This window comes from Streptomyces sp. MBT65, from assembly GCF_016612545.1.
In the GTDB taxonomy this organism is placed as follows: Bacteria; Actinomycetota; Actinomycetes; order Streptomycetales; family Streptomycetaceae; genus Streptomyces.
Genome location: NZ_JAENRY010000133.1, coordinates 1 through 17361, shown reverse-complemented (window position 1 = coordinate 17361; position 17361 = coordinate 1). Strand labels below are relative to the sequence as shown.

Genomic DNA, 17361 nt, shown 5'->3' with positions numbered 1-17361 from the left:
GGCTAGTTCAGGAACGCGTCCAGTCGCGCCGCGTCCGGCGCGGTCGCCGGGCCCGGCGCGGTGACGGCCAGGGCGGCGCCCGCGTTGGCCCGGCGGGCGGCGGCCACCGGGTCGAGGCCCTGGGCCAGGGCTGCCATGAACACCCCGGTGTGCGCGTCGCCCGCGCCGTTGAGGTCGACGGCGTCCACGGCGAACCCGGGGACGGTGACGAGGCGTTCACCCTGGCGCAGGAGACAACCGTCGGGGCCGGTACGGACGAGCACCGAGCCGCGCCCCAGCCGGGACTGAAGCGCGCGGGCGGCTTCGGCCGGATCGTCGACGCCCGTGAGCAGCGTGGCCTCACGGGCGTTGCAGCTCCACCAGTCGGAGCGGGCGAGCAGCAACTCCAGCGCTCCGCTGGGGATTTCGTGCCCCAACGGCCCCGGGTCGGTGACCACCGTGACGGCCGGGTCCAGTCGGGCCAGGAGTTCGAGCAGGGCCGCCCGGTTGCCGTCGTGGAGCAGGCTGTATCCGGTGAGGTACGCCAAGTCGCCCGCGCCGGGCCGCAGTTCGGCCAGATCGGCAGTGGTGAGGGTGGCCTCGGCGCCGGGGCTGGTGACGAAGGTCCGCTCGCCGTCCGCGTCCACCAGACAGACCACGAAGCCGGTGTCCGGTGCCGGGCGCGGTGCGAGCAGGACGTCGATGCCCTCGGCACGCAGCGCGGCCCGGGCCCGGTCACCGAAGGGGCCGGTGCCGTGCGCTCCGGCGTAGGTCACGGCAAGCCCCTGGCGGGCGGCCGCGGCCATGACGTTGAAGCCGCCGCCCGGGGTGCGCTCGGTGCGGGTGGCGAGGACGTCGCCGCCGCGCTCGGGGAGGGCGGGGATGTCGAGGACCAGGTCGACGACGACGTTGCCGAGGTGCCACAGTCGAGTGCTCACGGCCGGGCCCTGAGTTCCAGCAACGCGGCGGCTGTCGCGCCCAGTTGGAGGTTCGGGTTGACGCGCACGAGTGTCTCCCGTGCGTCGGCCGGGAAGGCGTCCACTCCGTGGCAGGCGCCGCCGACCGCGCCCGCGATCGCGGCGATGGTGTCGCAGTCGCCGCCGACGGACGCGGCGAGCAGCGCGGCCCGCCAGGGGTCGTCGGGGCAGGCGGCGAGGACGGCGAAGGCGGCCGGTACGGACTCCTGTGTGGCGAGGCTCGTCCCGACCAACGCGTAGACCCGCTCGCAGACTTGGGCCTGGCCGAGGCCCCGCACAAGTCCCGTCGCCCACACGATCCGTTCGGCGACATCGGCCGCGGCCACCCAGTGTCCGCGCCCGGCCGCCAACCGGGCCGCCGAGACGGCCACTTCGATCGCCTCGGGAACCGAAGCCCCGTCGACTCCCGCGCTCACGGCGGCGGCGACGGCCGCGGCACCGGCGAGGGCGACCCCGGTGTTGTGGGTGAGGTTGCTGGCCTCCACCACCCGGTCCACCAGTGCGGCCGGGTCGGCGACCGGCACCGCGATGCCCACGGGCGCGATCCGCATCGCGGCGCCGTTGGTGGTGCCGTAGCGCCCCACCTCGTCGACCGGGGTGCCCGCGAGGACCAGTTCCACCGCGCGCTTGGTGGACGGTCCGAGGAGGTCGAGCGAGCCGCGGGCCCGCATGTCGTCCTCCCAGGCGACCAGGCGCCGGGCGAGTTCCGCCGGGTCGACGCGGCCCTTGCCGTCGAGCAGCAACTGGGCCAGGAGCAGGGCCTGTTCGGTGTCGTCGGTGACCGCGCCGGCCGGCATCCCGGCGGCGAGCGGATGGTCGGGGGCGGCCGGTTCGAAGCCGGTCAGGAACGGGCCGTAGCGTGCGGTGATCCGGGGGCGGGACAGCATCTGGGTGGGCATGCCGAGGGCGTCGCCGAGGGCGAGTCCGTGGAGGGCTCCGGTGGCGCGGCTCTGGAGGGTCATGGGTACTTTCCGGGGCAGGGGGCGGCTTCCGGGGGTGTGGATCAGCCGAATTCGAGGGTGAGTTGGAAGTGGTCGGGGTCGAGGAGGCTCACGACGTGTTCGACGAAGGACCCGTCGGCGGCGCGACTGGTCCGCCGGGTGTCGAGGAACCAGTCGCCCGCGTCGCGGCGCAGCAGCTCCGCCTCCCGTCCGTCGATCCGCCGTCCGCTCACCCGCTGTTCACCGTGGTCGGGCCGCAGCCCGGCCCGCAGCATCACCTCGGTCAGCGACTCCCCGCCGAGGCCTCGCGCGGGCAGCTCGCGCACCCCGGGCACGGGCGGCAGGAAGCTGCGTTCGTACGACACGACGACCGCGTCCGCCGCGAGTTCCCGTATCCGCTCCACGCACACGAACTCGGTGGTGTTCAGGGTGAGTTGGCGCGCGAGTTGCTCGTCGTGCCGGGCGTCCACCGTCAGGGTCCTGACCCGGGTGTCGATGCCCTGGGTGGCCAGCGCGTGGGCCCAGCCGAGGCGGTCGTCGAGGGGACGGCCGTCGAAGAGGACGTAGGAGCCCTTGCCGGTGCGGGTGGCGATCAGTCCGGCCTCGCTGAGTTCGGCGAGGGCCGCGCGGACGGTCGTACGGCTGACGCCGAAGCGTTGGGCCAGGGCGTGTTCGCCGGGCAGTTGCTCGCCGGCGGGGCGGTGGCCGCTGCGGATCTCCTTGGCGAGTACCTCGGTGATCCGCTGGTGTTTGAGCCGGACGCCGGTCATGAGGTCTCCCCGACCGCCTCGGCGACGGTGACCACCCGGATCAGCGGCCGGTAGAGGTCCATGACGTGCAGCGCCTTGGCGTGCGAGTCGTCGTCCACACCCGCGCAGGCGTCGGCGACGACCAGGACCTCGGCGCCCGCGTCGGCGGCGGCGAGGGCCGTGGACAGGACGCAGCAGTCGGTGCTGACGCCCGCGAGGACGAGACGGCCGCTGGGGGCGACGCGTGACGCGAGTTCCGGGGTCCACTTGCCGAAGGTGGGCGCGTCCACCAAGTGCCGTGCGCGCACGGCGAATTCGTCGGTCAGCCGCCAGAGCGGGGCGTCCGGTGGCTGGAGGGCGAAGGGCCATACGTCGTAGTAGGCCTGCCAGGCGCCCTCGGGTTTCGCGGGGGCCAGGAAGCGGGTGAAGGTGACGTCCTCCCCGAAGGCCGGCAGCAGTCGTCGTACGCCTGCCGCCGCGTCGGTGAAGCGAGGGGTGGCCCAGGGGCTGTCGGGTTCGGCGAAGACGCGCTGCATGTCGATGACGGCGAGATGGCCGGGTGCGGTGGTCATACGGCGGGCACCGCCTCCGGGCCGGGGGCCTGCTCTTCCTGCCGCTGGACGCGGGCGCGGCCCAGGGCGAGGGTGCCGAGGAAGCCGAGGGCGAGGGCGGCCAGGACGCCGAGGTTGGCGTAGGCCCAGGCGCCGGACTTGCCGCCGAGGCCGAGCGGGTCGAGCAGATAGCCCTGCCAACTCAGCCAGCTCGCGGCCGTGTTGGTGACCAGGCCCCAGCCGATCGCGGTGGCGGCGAGGGTGAGGGCGAGGGGCGTGAGCGGTACGTCGCCGTAGCGGCCGGTCGGGCGGAAGAGGTCGGCCTCGTCGTAGTCGCGGCGGCGCAGGGCGAGGTCGGCGAGCATGATGCCGCACCAGGCGGCGATGGGGACGCCGAGGGTGGTGAGGAAGCCCATGAACTGGCCGAGGAAGTTGTCGGCGAAGAACACGATGTAGACCGAGCCGGCGATCATCAGGACGCCGTCGACGAGCGCGGCGAGATAGCGCGGTACCCGCAGGCCCGCCGAGAGGAGGGCGAGGCCGGAGGAGTAGATGTCGAGGACCGCACCACCGACCAGGCCCAGGACGGCGACCACGGCGAAGGGGACCAGGAACCAGGTGGGCAGGATCGTCGTGAGCGCGCCGATCGGATCGGCGGCGACCGCCTTGTTGAGCGTGGTGGAGGAACCGGCGAGCAGCAGGCCGAAGACCAGCAGGAGCAGCGGGGCGACGGAGGCGCCGAAGGTGGTCCAGCCGATCACGCCTCTGCTGGACGAACTCCGGGGCAGATAGCGGGAGTAGTCTGCCGCCGCGTTGACCCAGCCGAGGCCGAAGCCGGTCATCATGAAGACCAGCGCGCCGATGAACTCCTGGGCGGAGCCCGCCGGTACGGCGCTGACCGTGCTCCAGTGGATGTGGTCGGCGACGAGGGCGATGTAGACGACGGTGAGCACGGCGGTGACCAGGGTGATGACCGTCTGGAGCCGCATGATCAGGTCGAAGCCCATGACGCCGCCGACGACGATGAGCGCGCCGACGATGATCAGTGCGACCACCTTGGTGTCGGTGCCGCCGCCCCAGCTGAGTCGGTCGAACACGGTGGCGGTGGCCATGGTCGCCAGCGCGGTGAGGACGGTCTCCCAGCCGACGGTCAGCACCCAGGAGATCACCGACGGCAGCCGGTTGCCGCGGACGCCGTAGGCGGCGCGGCTGAGCACCATCGTCGGTGCGGAGCCGCGTTTGCCCGCGACCGCGATGAGGCCGCAGAGCAGGAAGGAGAAGACGATCCCGATCACACCGGCGACGAGCGCCTGCCAGAAGGAGATCCCGAAGCCGAGCGCGAAGGCGCCGTAGCTCAGTCCGAGGATGGAGACATTCGCTCCGAACCAGGGCCAGAACAGTGTGCGTGGGGTGCCTTTGCGTTCGGCGTCGGCGATCACGTCGAGGCCGTGTGTCTCGACCTGGAGCTGCCGGGACCGGGAAGTCTGTGCGTCCGCCATCGTCGACCTACCTGTCTAGACGTGTTTAGTCGAAGCTAGGCCGGGTGGCGGCGGGCGTCAAGGGGGCGCGCCGCCGGTTCCGCTCACCGGCACGGCACGCGACAGGGCAGCGGCCGGTCAGCAGGCTGTTCCCATCGGTCGGGGCGTCACACGTACCGCACACGGGTGCCGCGCCTCCGTCCTGTCGAAGGGGGCCGCCATGAAGTCGTCCGGGACGCGTCAGGGGTACGGCGATGCCGCCCGCACTCCCCGCGGAGTCCTCCCCCGCGTCCGTGACCCGTTGACTCTGCTGGGGGCGGAGTTCGACGGCGTCCACGACGTGTGGCGCTCGACCGCGGGCACCGTGTGTGTGGCCGGGCCACAGGCGGCCCGGGCGGTGCTCGGCAACCGGGACGGGACCGTCGTCGACATGTCCGACTTCTACCGGACCCGGCACGGGGACTTCGGACCCCGGGCGGCGCAGATCCGGATCGGGCGCTCGGCCCGCGCTCTGATGCGTCGTCATCTGGACGCCCGGCGGCCGGAGTTGCCGGGTCTCGTCGCCGAACTCCTCACCCCGAGTGCTGTCTGGCCGGACGCCGGGAACCTGCTCGTCCTCCGGCATCTGCGGGACGTGCTGGTCCATCCGGACGCACCGCCCCGGCTCCACGCCACGGTCGAGCAGATCGTGCGCCGGTCGGTCCTGGCGGGTGCCCGGCGACGTCACTCGCCGGCGTCCCGGCTGCTTTTCCGGCGCCGCGCGCTGAGCGTGCTGCACGGCGAAGTACGCGCCCGACGGCGCGAGTTGACCGGTCCGCGCGATCCGCGCGACCTGCTCGACGTGGTGGTGGGCGAGAGCGAGCCCGGGGCCGATCCGAAGGATCTCGCCGAGGTCTATCTCTCCTTCCTGTTCGCCGCCGTCGGCTCGGTCGGCTTCGCGCTCGGCTGGTCGGTGTACCTGCTCGGCACACATCCCGACTCCCCTGCGGCGAAGCCGAGTTGGGTGGTGCGGGAGGCGCTGCGGCTGTGGCCGGTGGCGTGGCTGTTCGCGCGGACGCCGAGCCGTGCGCAGGATCTGGGCGGGACCGCGGTGACCCCGCGCGACCGGCTCGCCGTCTGCACCTATCTGGTGCACCGGCATCCCGGGTACTGGGAGCGGCCGGACGAGTTCGTGCCGGAGCGCTGGGCGCAGGCTCCGCCGGACCCGGCGTATCTGCCGTTCGGGCACGGGCCGCACACCTGTGCCGGGGCGACCGTCACCATGCGGCTGCTCGAGGATCTCGTCGAACTCATCACCCGTGACCGGCGGTTGACGGTCACCCATGACGGCGCCGGTCCTCAGGTGGGCCCGGCGCTCGCTCCACCGCGTTTCACCGCGGTGCTGAGCGCCCGCACCGGTTGTCCCGGAAGGAGGTGAACGCGGATGCGCGCCATGTACCTCAAGGCGAAGTCGGTCCTCAACATCCGAAGCCAGTACGAGTACTTCTGGTACCTCTACCACCACATCTGACCGGCCCGGCGTGGGGAGCCGCCGCACGGTCGGCTCCCCACGCTCCACGAGGGGGAACGTTCACGATGACCACTCCGCAGCATCCCGAGGACTTCCTGCGTTTCATGCGGATGCGCAGCGCGACCGAGGACGGCGTGTTCTGGGTCGACGACACCCGGCTCGGCCTGTTCGAGCCGGAGGCGGCGCGTCGGGTCAGCGCCACGAACTGGCACCGGTTCGTGATGCACGACCGGCTGATCGACATGGTGCGGCGGCGGCACAGTCCCGAGGTGCGGTGGAGCCAGATCCGTTCGGCATGGCTCACCCAACTGCACACGCTCGCGACGGCGGAACATCACGGCCGGCTGATCGACCGCATGGACCGGATCATCGGCGAGCGGCTCGGCACGGACGTCGACCTGGTGGCGCTCACCCAGGACGTGGCGCTGCGCTCCATGCTCCCGGTCGCGCTGACGGGTCTCACCTCGGGCGAGGCCGATCTGGTGCGCCGGGACCTGGAGATGAAGCTGCTGCGGCTCATCTCGCCCGATCCGGGCGGGACTTGGCACCATCTGAAGTTCATCGTCGTACAGCTGCGGTCGGGGCTGGTGGTGCGCCGCGTGCTGCGGCAGCGCGCGCACGGGAAGCGGCGGCGTGAGCCCGATCTCGCCGATCCGTTCGTCGATCTGCTGCCCGAACTCGGCATGGACCGCGCGCTGGACGTGGTGACCACCGTCCTCACCGCGATCGGCGGGCCGCCGGGCACCGCCGCCGCGAGTCTGCTGTACGAGTTGGTCCGCAATCCCGAGTGGGAGCGACGGCTCACCGAGGAACTGTCCGCCGTGGACCCGGTGGAGTTCCGTACGGCTCCGACGCACGCGGCCCCGGTGACACACCGGTTCGTGAAGGAGGTGCTACGGCTGTGGAGCCCGCCGCTGCTGCTGGTCCGGCGCAATCACCACCCCTTCGACTTCGGCAAGACCCGTCTGGAGCCCGGCGACTGGTATCTGCTGAGCCCGCATCTGATCCACCGTGACGAGCGGGTCTGGAAGCAGCCGGACGTCTTCGACCCGGACCGCTTCCTGCCGGGCGCGCCGCACGGGCCGGCGGATCGCTCGTGTTATGTGCCGTTCGGCTGGGCGCCCAAGAAGTGTGTCGGCGCCAACATCGGGACCGTCCAACTGATGGGCCTGTGCCACCTGTTGTGCACCCGCTACCGGCTGACCGTCGACCATCCCGAGAAACTCACGATGGCTCTGCGCTTCGCTCCGGTGCCGGAGAACTTCCGTGGTCGGCTCGCCCGTCGCCGACCAGGATCGCCGTCTGTCCCGGAACTCCCGCGGAATTGTCCGTGATCCGTAACAGAGGGATCCTTCCGCTCGTTTATCCCGTCCTGACGAATGCACGGATTCGGGCAACAGGACAGGGAACAGGGCGGACATGGCGCGGCATGGCGGGCGGGGTTGGTACGGCCGGGTAATCGCGGCGGCGGTCGGGGTGACGGCGGTGGCGGCGGCCACCTCCGTGTGGACCGCGCAAGCCGGTGTCGTCGACGCGCAGCGGAACGGCGCCGACGCCCGTCCCGGCGCCTCCAGTTCGGCCCCGGCCCGGGTGGCGACCGTGTCGCAGGAGATCGTGCACGCCTCCGACAAGGGCGCCCACGGCGTCAACATCACCATCGACGACGGGCCGGACCCGACCTGGACACCGGAGGTGCTCCAAGTCCTGCGGGAGAACGGCGTGAAGGCCACCTTCTGCATGGTGGGCACACAGGCCGAGGCCCACCCCGACCTGGTCAGGGCGGTCGTGGCGGCCGGGCACCGGCTGTGCGACCACACGGTCTCGCACGACACCACGATGGACAAGAAGTCCGAGGCCTATCAGTCGAAGGAGATCCTGGACGCCGCGAGCATGATCACCAAGGCGTCCGGCGGTGTCCGCCCGCTGTACTACCGTGCGCCCGGCGGCGCCTTCACGCCGTACAGCCGGCATCTCGCCGCCTCGCGGGGGATGCGCCCGCTGGGCTGGAACGTCGACTCCAAGGACTTCGAACTCCCGGGCACGGACGCCATCATCACCACCGTGAAGTCCGAAGTGCCCAACGGGCCGACGATCCTGTTCCACGACGCGGGCGGCGACCGCTCCGAGACCGTGGCCGCGCTGCGCGAGATCCTGCCGTGGCTGAAGCAGCAGGGTTATTCGTTCGGGTTCCCGGTGCGCTGAAAAAACGGCCACTGTGGCGGTCACTGTTTTTGGGTGACGAATATGTGTGGGAAATGTGTAACGGCCCGCGAGGTGGCAGCATTTAAGCGTGTCGGTGCCGATTCGCGCTGCTGTCGATTCGCCGTCAAGGCTTGCGGCGATATCAGGCGTGCAGTAACTACGTGATACATGAACCTGTTCAACCGTGCTGCGCCCCTCCGCCGCTCGGCACCCCCCGCCGGCCCGCAACGCCCGGCCGCCCCACCGGCCTTCACCTCCTCCGGCCTGCCCGATCCCGATCTGGCCGAGGTGACCGGAGAGTGGATGATCGACCCCGCGCACAGCCGGATCGGCTTCTCCGTCCGGCACGCGATGGTGACGACCGTGCGCGGGTCTTTCGCCGAATACAAGAGCCGGCTCTACTTCGACGGCCGCAATCCCGCCCGTTCGCGGGCGGAGATCGTGGTGTCCACCGGAAGCGTCGACACCGGCGTGGAACAACGCGACGCGCACTTGGTCGGCCGTGACTTCCTGGACTCCGCCACGTTCCCCCGGATGCGGTTCGCCAGCACGGCCGTCCAGATGGCCGGCAACGATGTCTACCGCATGCTCGGCGACCTCACCATCAAGGACGTCACCCGTCCCGTCGTCCTGGAACTCACCTATATCGGCCATGTCACCGACCCCTTCGGCTACGAGCGCGCCGGCTTCGACGGCACCACCACCATCGACCGCTCCGACTGGGGTCTGACCTACAACTCCCGGCTGGCGGAAGGCGGTGCGATGGTGAGCGAGAAGGTACGGCTCCAGTTCGACATAGCGGCGATCCGTACGGCGCCCACCTCCTGACGGAACGTCACCGCCCGACGAACCGGCCTCCGACGATCGTGCGCACGGGGTTCAGATCGCGCAGAGCCTCGCTCGGGCAGTGGGCGGGGTCCCGGTCCCAGACGGTGAGGTCGGCGAGCCGGCCCGGGGTGAGGGTGCCGCGCAGGTCCTGATCGCCGCACAGGCGGGCCGCGTCGACCGTGTGCAGGGTGACGGCCTCGTCGTAGGTGATGGCGTGTTCGGGGCCCTTGACGCCGATGACGGTCTGGCGGGTGGTCATGCCCCAGACGGAGCGCATCGCGCCGAACTGGCCCACGGGGAAGTCCGATCCGGCGCTGACCTGGGCGCCCAGGTCGATCCAGCCGCGGGCGGGGAAGAGCCGGGCGACGCGCTCCGGGCCCCAGAAGCCCTCCTCCACCTCGGCGGTGTCGTGCAACAGCGGCTGCTGGATGGTGACGGGGATGCCCAACTCGACGGCGCGGGCGCACTGTTCGGGTCCGGCCAGGCCCCCGTGCTCCATCACCAGCGTGCCGGCGGGCAGTCCGGGGTTGCGGGCGAGGACGCGCTCGTAGACGTCCAGGAGGGTGCGGACCGCGCGGTCGCCGTAGGCGTGGGCGCCGACCCGCCAGCCGCGCCGGACGACGGCCTCGACGGCCTCCACCAGTGCGTCGGGCTCCCAGGTCAGCGTCCCGGAGAAGGCGTGGTCACAGGCGTACGGCTCCTCGGTCGCCCCCGCTTCGAGACCGCCGTCGAGCCCGAACTTCACGCCCCACACCCTCAGTTGCGGGTCGGCGCCGTCGCGCCAGTCCTCCATGACGTCGAGCAGTTCCTCCACCTGGGCCGCGCCGGTCATGCCGAGCGCCGAGATCAGGGCGCGGACCCGGATGCCCAGCGCTCCGGCCTCGCGGGCGGCCAGGAGTACGGCGTAGTCGGCGGGGCTCACCGCGCAGTCGCGGACCGTGCCGATGCCGGTGGCGGCGTACTGGGCGGTCGCCAGCCGCAGCCCGTCGATCCGCTGCGCCCGGTCCGGTCCCGGCACGAGGCGCTCCACCAGCCCCATGGCGTTGTCGATGAGCCGCCCGTCGAGCCTGCCGTCGGCGTGGCGGCCGATGACACCGCCCGGCGGTACGGGGGTGTCCTCGGTGATGCCCGCCAGGCGCAGCGCGCAGGTGTTGACGACGTCGTTGTGGCCACCGCGCTTGACCAGGACGGGGTGCCGGTCGGTGGCGGTGTCGAGTTCGGCCGCGGTGGGCATCCGGCGCTCGGCGAGGTTGAGTTCCTGCCAGTTGGTGGTGGTGCGGATCCACTCCCCCTCGGGGGTCGCCTGCGCCCGCTGCCGGATCAGGTCGAGGAACTCGGGGATGTCGCGGGCCTGGTGGACGGGCACGTCGTGCGCGCCGAGCGCCGCGTAGATCAGGTGCGTGTGGGTGTCGTCGAACGCGGGCAGCACCGTGGCGCCGGGCAGGTCGTGGACCGTGGTGTGCGGGCCCACCCAGGCGTCGAGTCCGTTCGGGTCCGGCGACAGGGCCGCGATGCGGTCGCCCCGCACGGCCAGCACCCGCTGCGGTGCCTGGCCGGGCACCAGGGTGTGGATCGCGTCGGCCCGGATCACCAGGTCCGCTCCGTGCTCGGTCATCGTTCTCTCCCATTTCTTCGCGCCATCCGCTGACCGGGTTTTTGTACGACCGATCTGCCGTTTCACACACATGAGGCGGCTGATGAAGCAGGAAATACGCCACTGTAGGAGCTTCAAATGGAGATCATGCGCCAATCAATCGACATCGATGTCGAGGCTTCGCCGGGCGCCGTTCGCCCGCACGGGGCTGTTCCGACACGACGGACCAAGATTGACAAGGCGATTCCGCAACGGTTGTCATGAACACTTGCCGAGATGCCCGAGGACACCATGGACGTACGGACATTGAGCGGGCGCCGCGAGCTGCTCGACGCCGCCCGGGGCGAGTTGACGGCTCGTCAGGGGGTGCTGCTGTACGGCCCCGCCGGGATCGGCAAGTCCGTGCTGGTGGCGGCCCTGTTGGCGTCCTCGGCCGCTCATGTCGCGCCGTCCGGAACGGTGTTGCACTGCTCCCCCGCCGAGGAGGACGCCCGGCTCCCGTTCGCCGGACTCGTCGACCTGTTCGCACGGGTACCGGACAGCTGCCTGGCGGCCTTGGCACCCGAACCCCAAGTGGCGTTGCGGGCGGCCCTGTTGCACGGCCGAGAACCGGACGGCGACCGGGACCGGCTCGCGGTGCGCGTCGCCGTGCTCGACGTGCTGCGCGCCCTCGCCGCGACCGGCCCTGTGCTGCTGGTCCTCGACGGCCTCCAGTGGCTCGACGAACCGACCGTCGAGGTCCTCGCCTTCGTCGCACGCCGGGTCGAGGGCCTCGACGTCCACGTCGTCGCCGCCGAGCGGGTGTCCGAGGGCGAGCAGCCCGAACGGCCGCGCTGCTGCCCGCCCGGCACCGTCGAGCTGCCGGTGCCGCCCCTGACGGACGACGAGATGGCGCGGCTGCTGCCCGCCGATCTGCCACCGGCCGTCCTGCGGGCCGTCCAGGACACCGCGGCCGGAAACCCCTGGTACGCACTGGAGTTGGGGCGGGCGGCCCCGCGTGACGGAGCGGCCGTCGGCCTCGGCCGGACCCTGCCCGTGCCCCGACGGCTGCGCACCCTGCTCCTGGACCGGGCGCGCACACTGCCGGACACCGCGCGCCGCACCCTTCTCGTCACCAGCGCCGCCGCTCGCCCCACGCTCACCTTGCTGCGTGCCGCCGGGTTCCACGACCCCGCCGGGGACCTCGCGGAGGCGGAGCGGCTCGGGGTCGCGACGGCCGACGCCGACGGGACCGTACGTTTCGGGCATCCGCTGGTCCGGGCCGCCGTCTACGCCGACGCTCCGGAGCACGACCGCCGCCAGGCGCACGCGCTGCTGGCCCGTGCGGTCGCCGAACCCGTCGAGCAGGCACGGCACTTGGCGCTCGCCCACCCGTACGAGGACGAGACCACGGCCCGCACCCTCATGGCCGCAGCGGAGTCCGCCCGGCGCGACGGCGAACCCGACACCGCCTTCGAGTTGGCCGGGCTCGCGGCCCGGCGCACCCCCGCCGACCGTCCCACCGAGCGCGGCGACCGATTGTTGGCGGCGGCCGAATACGCCTGTGACGCCGGGCAGTTGGAGGAGGCGGGGCAGGCGGCCGAGACCGTGCTCGCCGGGTCGGGCTCCGCACGGCAGCGGGTACGGGCCCGGCTGGTCCTGCTGCGCAACGCCGGACAGGCGCTGCAAGGTGCCCATGCCCTGATCGAGGAGGGGCTCCAGGACGCCGACGGCGACCCGGAGGCCGAGGCCTGGCTGCACCACTGGGCCGCCGTACGGGGTCTGCTGTGCGGGGAGTTGGAGAACGCGGCCCGGCATGCCCGGCGCGCGGCAGGGCAGGCGGCGGTGGCCGGTGACACGGACACCCGCATCGGGGCGCTCGCCACGCTCGCCCGGGTGCGTTCGCTGGGCGGTGAACCGGTCGCCGCCGACCGCGCGTTGGAGGAGGCCCTCGCGCTGACCGGGGGCGCCGGTGCCGGTCCGGAGAGCTGGGGGCTCATCCGGATGCGGGCGATCCTCGCCCTGGACTCCGACAAGGTCACCGAGGCGCAGGCGCGGGTCGCCGAACTCCTCGCGGAGATAGGGGAGTTCGCCGGGGTCGAAGAGGTCATGGCGACCCTGGTGGCCCTGACCCGCATCCAAGTGCGCGCCGGACACTGCCGCGAGGCGCTGCGCACCGCCGCCCGCTGCACCCGTGCCGTGGCCGAGACCGGCGTACAAGCCGCTCCGGCGCTGTACGCGGCGGCGCTCGCCGCGACCGCCGGTGGCACGGCCGACGAGGCGCGGGAGTTGGCCGAGCGGGCGGTGCGTGCCTCGGAGGCGGACGGCGACCGGCTGTTCCTGCTGCGGGCGCTCGCGGTGCTGGGGCAGGCCGAGTTGCTCGTCGGCGACCCGCGTGGAGCGGCGGCCGCGGTCGAGGCGCTCCAGCGCGTCAAAGAGCTCGGCGCGGCCATGTCCGCCGCCGATCCGCCCCTGCTGCACTGGTACAGCGATCTGGCCGAGGCCCTGGTCGTGCTGGGCGAGACGGACGCCGCCGGGGCCGTGATCGACGAGGCCCGCGAGCGGGTGTCCGCCGATGCGCCCGGCAGTGTGCTGGCCGCGCTGGAACGCGCGGAGGGGCTGCGCGAGGCAGGGCTCGGCCGGGCGCGCGAGGGGGCGGTGGGACTGCGGGCCGCCGTGGAGCGCTTGCGTCAACTCCCGTTGCCCGTGGACCTCGTACGGACCCTCATCGCGCTCGGCGCGGTCGAGCGCCGGGCCCGGCACCGGAACGCGGCACGGACCGCCCTCGGTGAGGCGCTGGAGACGGCGACGCGGATCGGCGCCGTTCCGCTGGCGGCGCGGGCCAGGGACGAACTGGCCCGGCTGGAGGCCGGCGACCGGGACGGCGAGGGACGCCCCGAACTCACGCCCACGGAAGCCCGGATCGCCGAACTCGTCGGCGGCGGGGCCACCAACAGAGAGGTCGCCGCCGAGCTGTTCATCAGCGTCAAGACGGTCGAGGGCACGCTGTCGCGGGTCTACCGCAAGGTCGGCGTCCGCTCGCGCACCGCGCTGGCCCACGCGATGGCGGTCGCCGTCATCGCGTCCGGCGCGGCGACCGTGAGCGTCGGCGACGACGACCAACAGCAGTCCACGACACAGGCGGTGACGATCAGTCAGCCGGGCCGCGTCCGGACCGCCCGCGCGCTCGACAACCGCCGCTGACCCGTCGTCCGCCGTTCTCCACGCAATCCGCGGTTCATGTGACATGCACAGTTAACACGCGACGCAAGGGTTCCCCCGCTTATGCGGGTGGGGTCGATGTTCCTACGGTGAAGCCGTTCCGCTTCCGGGACAGCAACCCCCCACTCCTCGGAGGATCTTCGTGACCTCACGCCTGAAGCTGATCGGCCTGGTCGCCGTACCGGCCCTGCTCGCCGCCGCCGTCCCCAGCGCCTACGCCGCCGCCCAGCCGCACACAACGCGCGCCGCCGTCGCGGGAGATGTCCTCAAGGGCCTGAACCACGACGCGTCCCGCACCGGCGCCGTCTCCGCGTCGAAGCGGATATCGGTGGCCATCAGCCTGACGCCCAGAAACGACAAGGCGCTGGACACGTTCGTCGCCGACGTCAGCAATCCGCGGTCGAGTTCGTACGGCCACTATCTGACGAAGGCCCAGTTCGCGGCCCGGTTCGGCCGGACCGACGCCGAGGTCAAGCAGGTCAAGGACTTCCTGCGCGCCCAGGGTCTCACCGTCGGCAAGGTCCACTCGGGCAACCTGCTGGTCGACGCCAGCGGCACCGCCGCCCAGTTGGAGAAGGCGTTCGGCACCAAGCTGTCGACGTGGAAGGACGCCAGGTCGGGCCGCGCCTTCTACGCCAACGAGACCGCGCCCACCCTGCCGACCGGCATCGCCGGCCTCGTCAGTGACGTGACCGGCCTCAACAACCGCGCCCAGCTCCACCACCAGGCGACCGACACCGTCGCCCCGCGCAACGGCCCGGGCGGTGGCTACACCCCGGCGCAGCTCAAGGGCGGCTACAACGTCTCCGGCACGTACACCGGCAGCGGCCAGAAGATCGCGCTGCTGGAGTTCGACGGCTTCGCGCAGTCCAACATCACCAAGTACGACACCAACTACAGCCTGGGTTCGCCCACTCCGACCGTGTCGAAGGTGGACGGCGGTTCCGGCGCGCTCGGTGACGGTCAGGTCGAGGTCGAGCTGGACATCGAGGTGCTGCACGCGATCGCCCCGAAGGCGAACGTCACGGTCTTCGAGGGGCCCAACTCCGACGCCGGTGAGGTCGACACCTACCAGGCCATCGTCGACAGCGGCATCCCGACCACCTCGATCAGCTGGGGTGCCTCCGAGAGCCAGCGCACCACCTCCAACATCAACGCCGTGGACGCCGTGTTCAAGACGGGCGCGGCCGAGGGCCTCGGCTTCTACGCGGCCTCCGGCGACGACGGCTCCGACGACGCGGGCGACGGCACGACCACCGTCGACTACCCGGCGAGCGACCCGTACGTCACGGGTGTCGGCGGCACCAAGCTGACCGTCACCTCCGCCAACGCGTTCAGCAAGGAGGTGGCCTGGTCCGGCGGTGGCGGCGGCAAGTCCTCCGTCTTCAAGATCCCGAGCTGGCAGACCGCGGTGCAGAAGAGCGCCGGTGGCGGCTACCGCCAGGTCCCGGACGTCTCCGCGCACGCCAACCCCAGCCCCGGTGTCTCCATCTACTCGCAGGGCACCTGGACCTCGGTCGGCGGCACCAGCGCCGCCGCGCCCGAGTGGGCCGCGTTCGGCGCGCTCTACAACCAGCAGGCCGCGGCGGCCGGCAAGGCCAACCTCGGCTTCGCCAACCCCGCGCTCTACACGGCGAGCGGCACCGGCTTCCACGACATCACCAGTGGCAGCAACGGCGCCTACTCCGCCGCCACCGGCTGGGACTTCACCACCGGCTGGGGCTCGTACAACGCGGCGACCCTGGCGACCAAGCTGCTCGGCTGACCGCCCGTGGCTGAACACCGTTGAACGAAGCGCGGGCCGGGAATCACTCCCGGCCCGCGCTTCGTCCTGCCTCGACTTCGTCTCACCTGAACTTGGCCTTGCCGGGGCCCTCTTCGACGAAGCTCCGCATCCCGATCTCACGGTCCTCGGTCGCGAACAGCCCCGCGAACCACGTCCGTTCGACCGCCAACCCCGTCTCGATGTCCGTCGCCAGACCGGTGTCGATCGCTTCCTTCGCGGCGCGCAGCGCGATCGCCGGTCCCTGCGCGAGCTTCGCCGCCCACGCATCCGCCTCCGTGTACACGTCCGCGGCCGGCACCAGCCGGTCCACCAGGCCCAGTTGAAGCGCCTCGTCCGCCGTGACCATACGACCCGTGAAGATCAGGTCCTTCGCCTTCGACGGACCGATCAGCCGCGCCGGCCGCTCTCCTTGATGTCCGCACCCGCCGCGAACACGCCGACGCCCTCGGCGACTTCGAAGCGAAGTGTCATGGCCCGCCCGCCTCAGCTGTCGTAGTCGACGGCGAGGGTGTCGGACACCGGGAAGGTCTGGCAGGTGAGGACGTAACCGGCGTCGACCTCGGCGGGTTCGAGGGCGTAGTTGCGCCGCATGTCCGCGGTGCCGTCGGTGACCAGCGCACGGCACGTACCGCACACGCCGCCCTTGCAGGCGAAGGGCAGGTCGGGCCGGGTCTTCTGGGCGCCGTCGAGGATCGAACTGTCCTTGTGCAGAGCCGAGTTGGTGGTGCGGCCGTCGAGGGTGACGCTGACCTGGCTGACGGGGCCGTCGTAGACCTTGTCGATGTGCTCGTTGGTCCGTACGGGCTCGTCGTCGGCGTAGAACAGCTCCTGGTGGACGCGTTCGGCCGGGACGCCGAGTCCGGTGAGGACCTGGTGGGCGTCGCGGACCATGCCGTGCGGGCCGCACAGCCACCAGTGGTCGGCGGTGTCCACGTCGACCAGGGCGGCCACGAGCGCGGTGAGCCGGTCGGCGTCGAGGCGGCCGGAGAGGATCTCCGCCTCGCGCGGTTCACGGGACAGGATGTGCGCGAGCTGGAACCGGCCGGGGTACAGGTCCTTCAGGTCGGCGAGGTCGTCGGCGAACATCACCGTGTCGCTGCGCCGGTTGCCGTAGAAGAGCGTGACGCGGGAGCGGGTGTCGGCGGCGAGGACGGATTCCGCGATGGACAGCATCGGGGTGATGCCGGAGCCGGCGGCGATCAGGACGTGGTGGCCGGGGAGGGTGAGGTCGGGGGTGAAGGCGCCGGTGGGGGCCATCACCTCGACGGTGTCGCCAGGGCGCACGTCGTTGACCAGCCAGGAGGAGAACAGCCCGCCCGGGACGACCCGCACGCCGATGCGCGGTCGCGCCCCCGCCGGGGAGCAGATGGAGTACGAGCGGCGCTCGTCACGCCCTTCGACCTCGCGGCGAAGGGTCAGCGACTGACCGGGCCGGTACGCGAACTCCTCGGCCAGGTGCTCGGGAATGTCGAAGCTGATGGCGGCGGCGTCCTCGCACAACGCCTCGACCGCGGCGACCCGCAGGACATGGAAGGCCGGGCGGCGGCGCGCGGCCTTCCATGTCC

The 17361-nt window shown here is 71.9% G+C and carries 13 protein-coding genes and 1 pseudogene; 6 read left to right on the top strand and 8 right to left on the bottom strand.

Annotated elements, in window-relative coordinates; genetic code table 11:
- Nucleotides 1-2: 2 nt before the first annotated feature.
- From JHN63_RS27835 to JHN63_RS27815, 5 genes are read right to left on the bottom strand one after another with little or no spacing between them, the layout of a single operon-like run.
- Complete coding sequence (locus tag JHN63_RS27835; RefSeq protein ID WP_200685649.1) at nucleotides 3-917, bottom strand: PfkB family carbohydrate kinase; 915 nt, start codon at nucleotides 915-917, stop codon at nucleotides 3-5.
- On the bottom strand, nucleotides 914-1918 hold the full coding sequence (locus JHN63_RS27830) for an ADP-ribosylglycohydrolase family protein (protein WP_200685648.1): 1005 nt from the start codon (nucleotides 1916-1918) through the stop codon (nucleotides 914-916). Before JHN63_RS27830 ends, JHN63_RS27835 begins: the two co-directional genes overlap by 4 nt.
- A 41-nt stretch (nucleotides 1919-1959) precedes the next feature.
- Nucleotides 1960-2667, bottom strand: coding sequence for a GntR family transcriptional regulator (locus JHN63_RS27825; protein ID WP_200685646.1), 708 nt, complete (start codon nucleotides 2665-2667; stop codon nucleotides 1960-1962).
- The gene (locus tag JHN63_RS27820) at nucleotides 2664-3218 is read right to left on the bottom strand and encodes a cysteine hydrolase family protein (RefSeq protein ID WP_200685644.1); all 555 of its coding nucleotides are present in this window, start codon (nucleotides 3216-3218) and stop codon (nucleotides 2664-2666) included. Before JHN63_RS27820 ends, JHN63_RS27825 begins: the two co-directional genes overlap by 4 nt.
- Entirely contained in the window at nucleotides 3215-4696 is a 1482-nt protein-coding gene (locus JHN63_RS27815; RefSeq protein ID WP_200685642.1) for a cytosine permease, read from the bottom strand. The genes JHN63_RS27820 and JHN63_RS27815 overlap by 4 nt, the downstream gene beginning before the upstream one ends.
- Before the next feature lie 199 nt (nucleotides 4697-4895).
- Here JHN63_RS27815 and JHN63_RS27810 point away from each other — a divergent pair, with 199 nt between their 5' ends.
- From JHN63_RS27810 to JHN63_RS27795, 4 genes are all read left to right on the top strand, one after another.
- Nucleotides 4896-6092 (top strand): cytochrome P450, encoded by a 1197-nt coding sequence (locus JHN63_RS27810; protein WP_200685640.1) that lies wholly within the window; start codon nucleotides 4896-4898, stop codon nucleotides 6090-6092.
- A gap of 158 nt (nucleotides 6093-6250) precedes the next feature.
- Nucleotides 6251-7519 (top strand): cytochrome P450, encoded by a 1269-nt coding sequence (locus JHN63_RS27805; protein WP_200685638.1) that lies wholly within the window; start codon nucleotides 6251-6253, stop codon nucleotides 7517-7519.
- Between the two features lie 85 nt (nucleotides 7520-7604).
- The gene (locus JHN63_RS27800) at nucleotides 7605-8387 is read left to right on the top strand and encodes a polysaccharide deacetylase family protein (RefSeq protein ID WP_200685631.1); all 783 of its coding nucleotides are present in this window, start codon (nucleotides 7605-7607) and stop codon (nucleotides 8385-8387) included.
- A gap of 168 nt (nucleotides 8388-8555) precedes the next feature.
- A complete protein-coding gene (locus JHN63_RS27795) occupies nucleotides 8556-9215 on the top strand; it encodes a YceI family protein (RefSeq protein ID WP_200685629.1) in 660 nt (219 codons plus the stop codon).
- A gap of 7 nt (nucleotides 9216-9222) precedes the next feature.
- Here JHN63_RS27795 and JHN63_RS27790 read toward each other — a convergent pair whose 3' ends face one another.
- Nucleotides 9223-10830, bottom strand: coding sequence for an amidohydrolase (locus JHN63_RS27790; protein WP_200685627.1), 1608 nt, complete (start codon nucleotides 10828-10830; stop codon nucleotides 9223-9225).
- A 255-nt stretch (nucleotides 10831-11085) separates the two neighbouring features.
- Between JHN63_RS27790 and JHN63_RS27785 the strand changes: the two genes are divergently transcribed.
- The gene (locus JHN63_RS27785) at nucleotides 11086-13992 is read left to right on the top strand and encodes a LuxR family transcriptional regulator (RefSeq protein ID WP_234477812.1); all 2907 of its coding nucleotides are present in this window, start codon (nucleotides 11086-11088) and stop codon (nucleotides 13990-13992) included.
- Between the two features lie 160 nt (nucleotides 13993-14152).
- Complete coding sequence (locus JHN63_RS27780; protein WP_200685625.1) at nucleotides 14153-15775, top strand: protease pro-enzyme activation domain-containing protein; 1623 nt, start codon at nucleotides 14153-14155, stop codon at nucleotides 15773-15775.
- An 82-nt stretch (nucleotides 15776-15857) separates the two neighbouring features.
- Here the strand turns inward: JHN63_RS27780 and JHN63_RS27775 are convergent.
- Both JHN63_RS27775 and paaE read right to left on the bottom strand, forming a co-directional pair.
- Nucleotides 15858-16202: pseudogene (locus JHN63_RS27775) on the bottom strand (enoyl-CoA hydratase/isomerase family protein); the annotation flags it as partial.
- A 77-nt stretch (nucleotides 16203-16279) separates the two neighbouring features.
- Nucleotides 16280-17361 (bottom strand): 1,2-phenylacetyl-CoA epoxidase subunit PaaE (gene paaE / locus JHN63_RS27770; protein ID WP_200685623.1); only part of this gene is annotated, 1082 nt, incomplete at its 5' end.

Bases quoted from the DNA above. Each gene is read 5' to 3' on its own strand.
- JHN63_RS27825 (WP_200685646.1), bottom strand. From the start codon at position 2,667: ATGACCGGCGTCCGGCTCAAACACCAGCGGATCACCGAGGTACTCGCC.
- JHN63_RS27805 (WP_200685638.1), top strand. From the start codon at position 6,251: ATGACCACTCCGCAGCATCCCGAGGACTTCCTGCGTTTCATGCGGATG.
- JHN63_RS27820 (WP_200685644.1), bottom strand. From the start codon at position 3,218: ATGACCACCGCACCCGGCCATCTCGCCGTCATCGACATGCAGCGCGTC.
- JHN63_RS27815 (WP_200685642.1), bottom strand. From the start codon at position 4,696: ATGGCGGACGCACAGACTTCCCGGTCCCGGCAGCTCCAGGTCGAGACA.
- JHN63_RS27830 (WP_200685648.1), bottom strand. From the start codon at position 1,918: ATGACCCTCCAGAGCCGCGCCACCGGAGCCCTCCACGGACTCGCCCTC.
- JHN63_RS27800 (WP_200685631.1), top strand. From the start codon at position 7,605: ATGGCGCGGCATGGCGGGCGGGGTTGGTACGGCCGGGTAATCGCGGCG.
- JHN63_RS27810 (WP_200685640.1), top strand. From the start codon at position 4,896: ATGAAGTCGTCCGGGACGCGTCAGGGGTACGGCGATGCCGCCCGCACT.
- JHN63_RS27790 (WP_200685627.1), bottom strand. From the start codon at position 10,830: ATGACCGAGCACGGAGCGGACCTGGTGATCCGGGCCGACGCGATCCAC.
- JHN63_RS27785 (WP_234477812.1), top strand. From the start codon at position 11,086: ATGCCCGAGGACACCATGGACGTACGGACATTGAGCGGGCGCCGCGAG.
- JHN63_RS27795 (WP_200685629.1), top strand. From the start codon at position 8,556: ATGAACCTGTTCAACCGTGCTGCGCCCCTCCGCCGCTCGGCACCCCCC.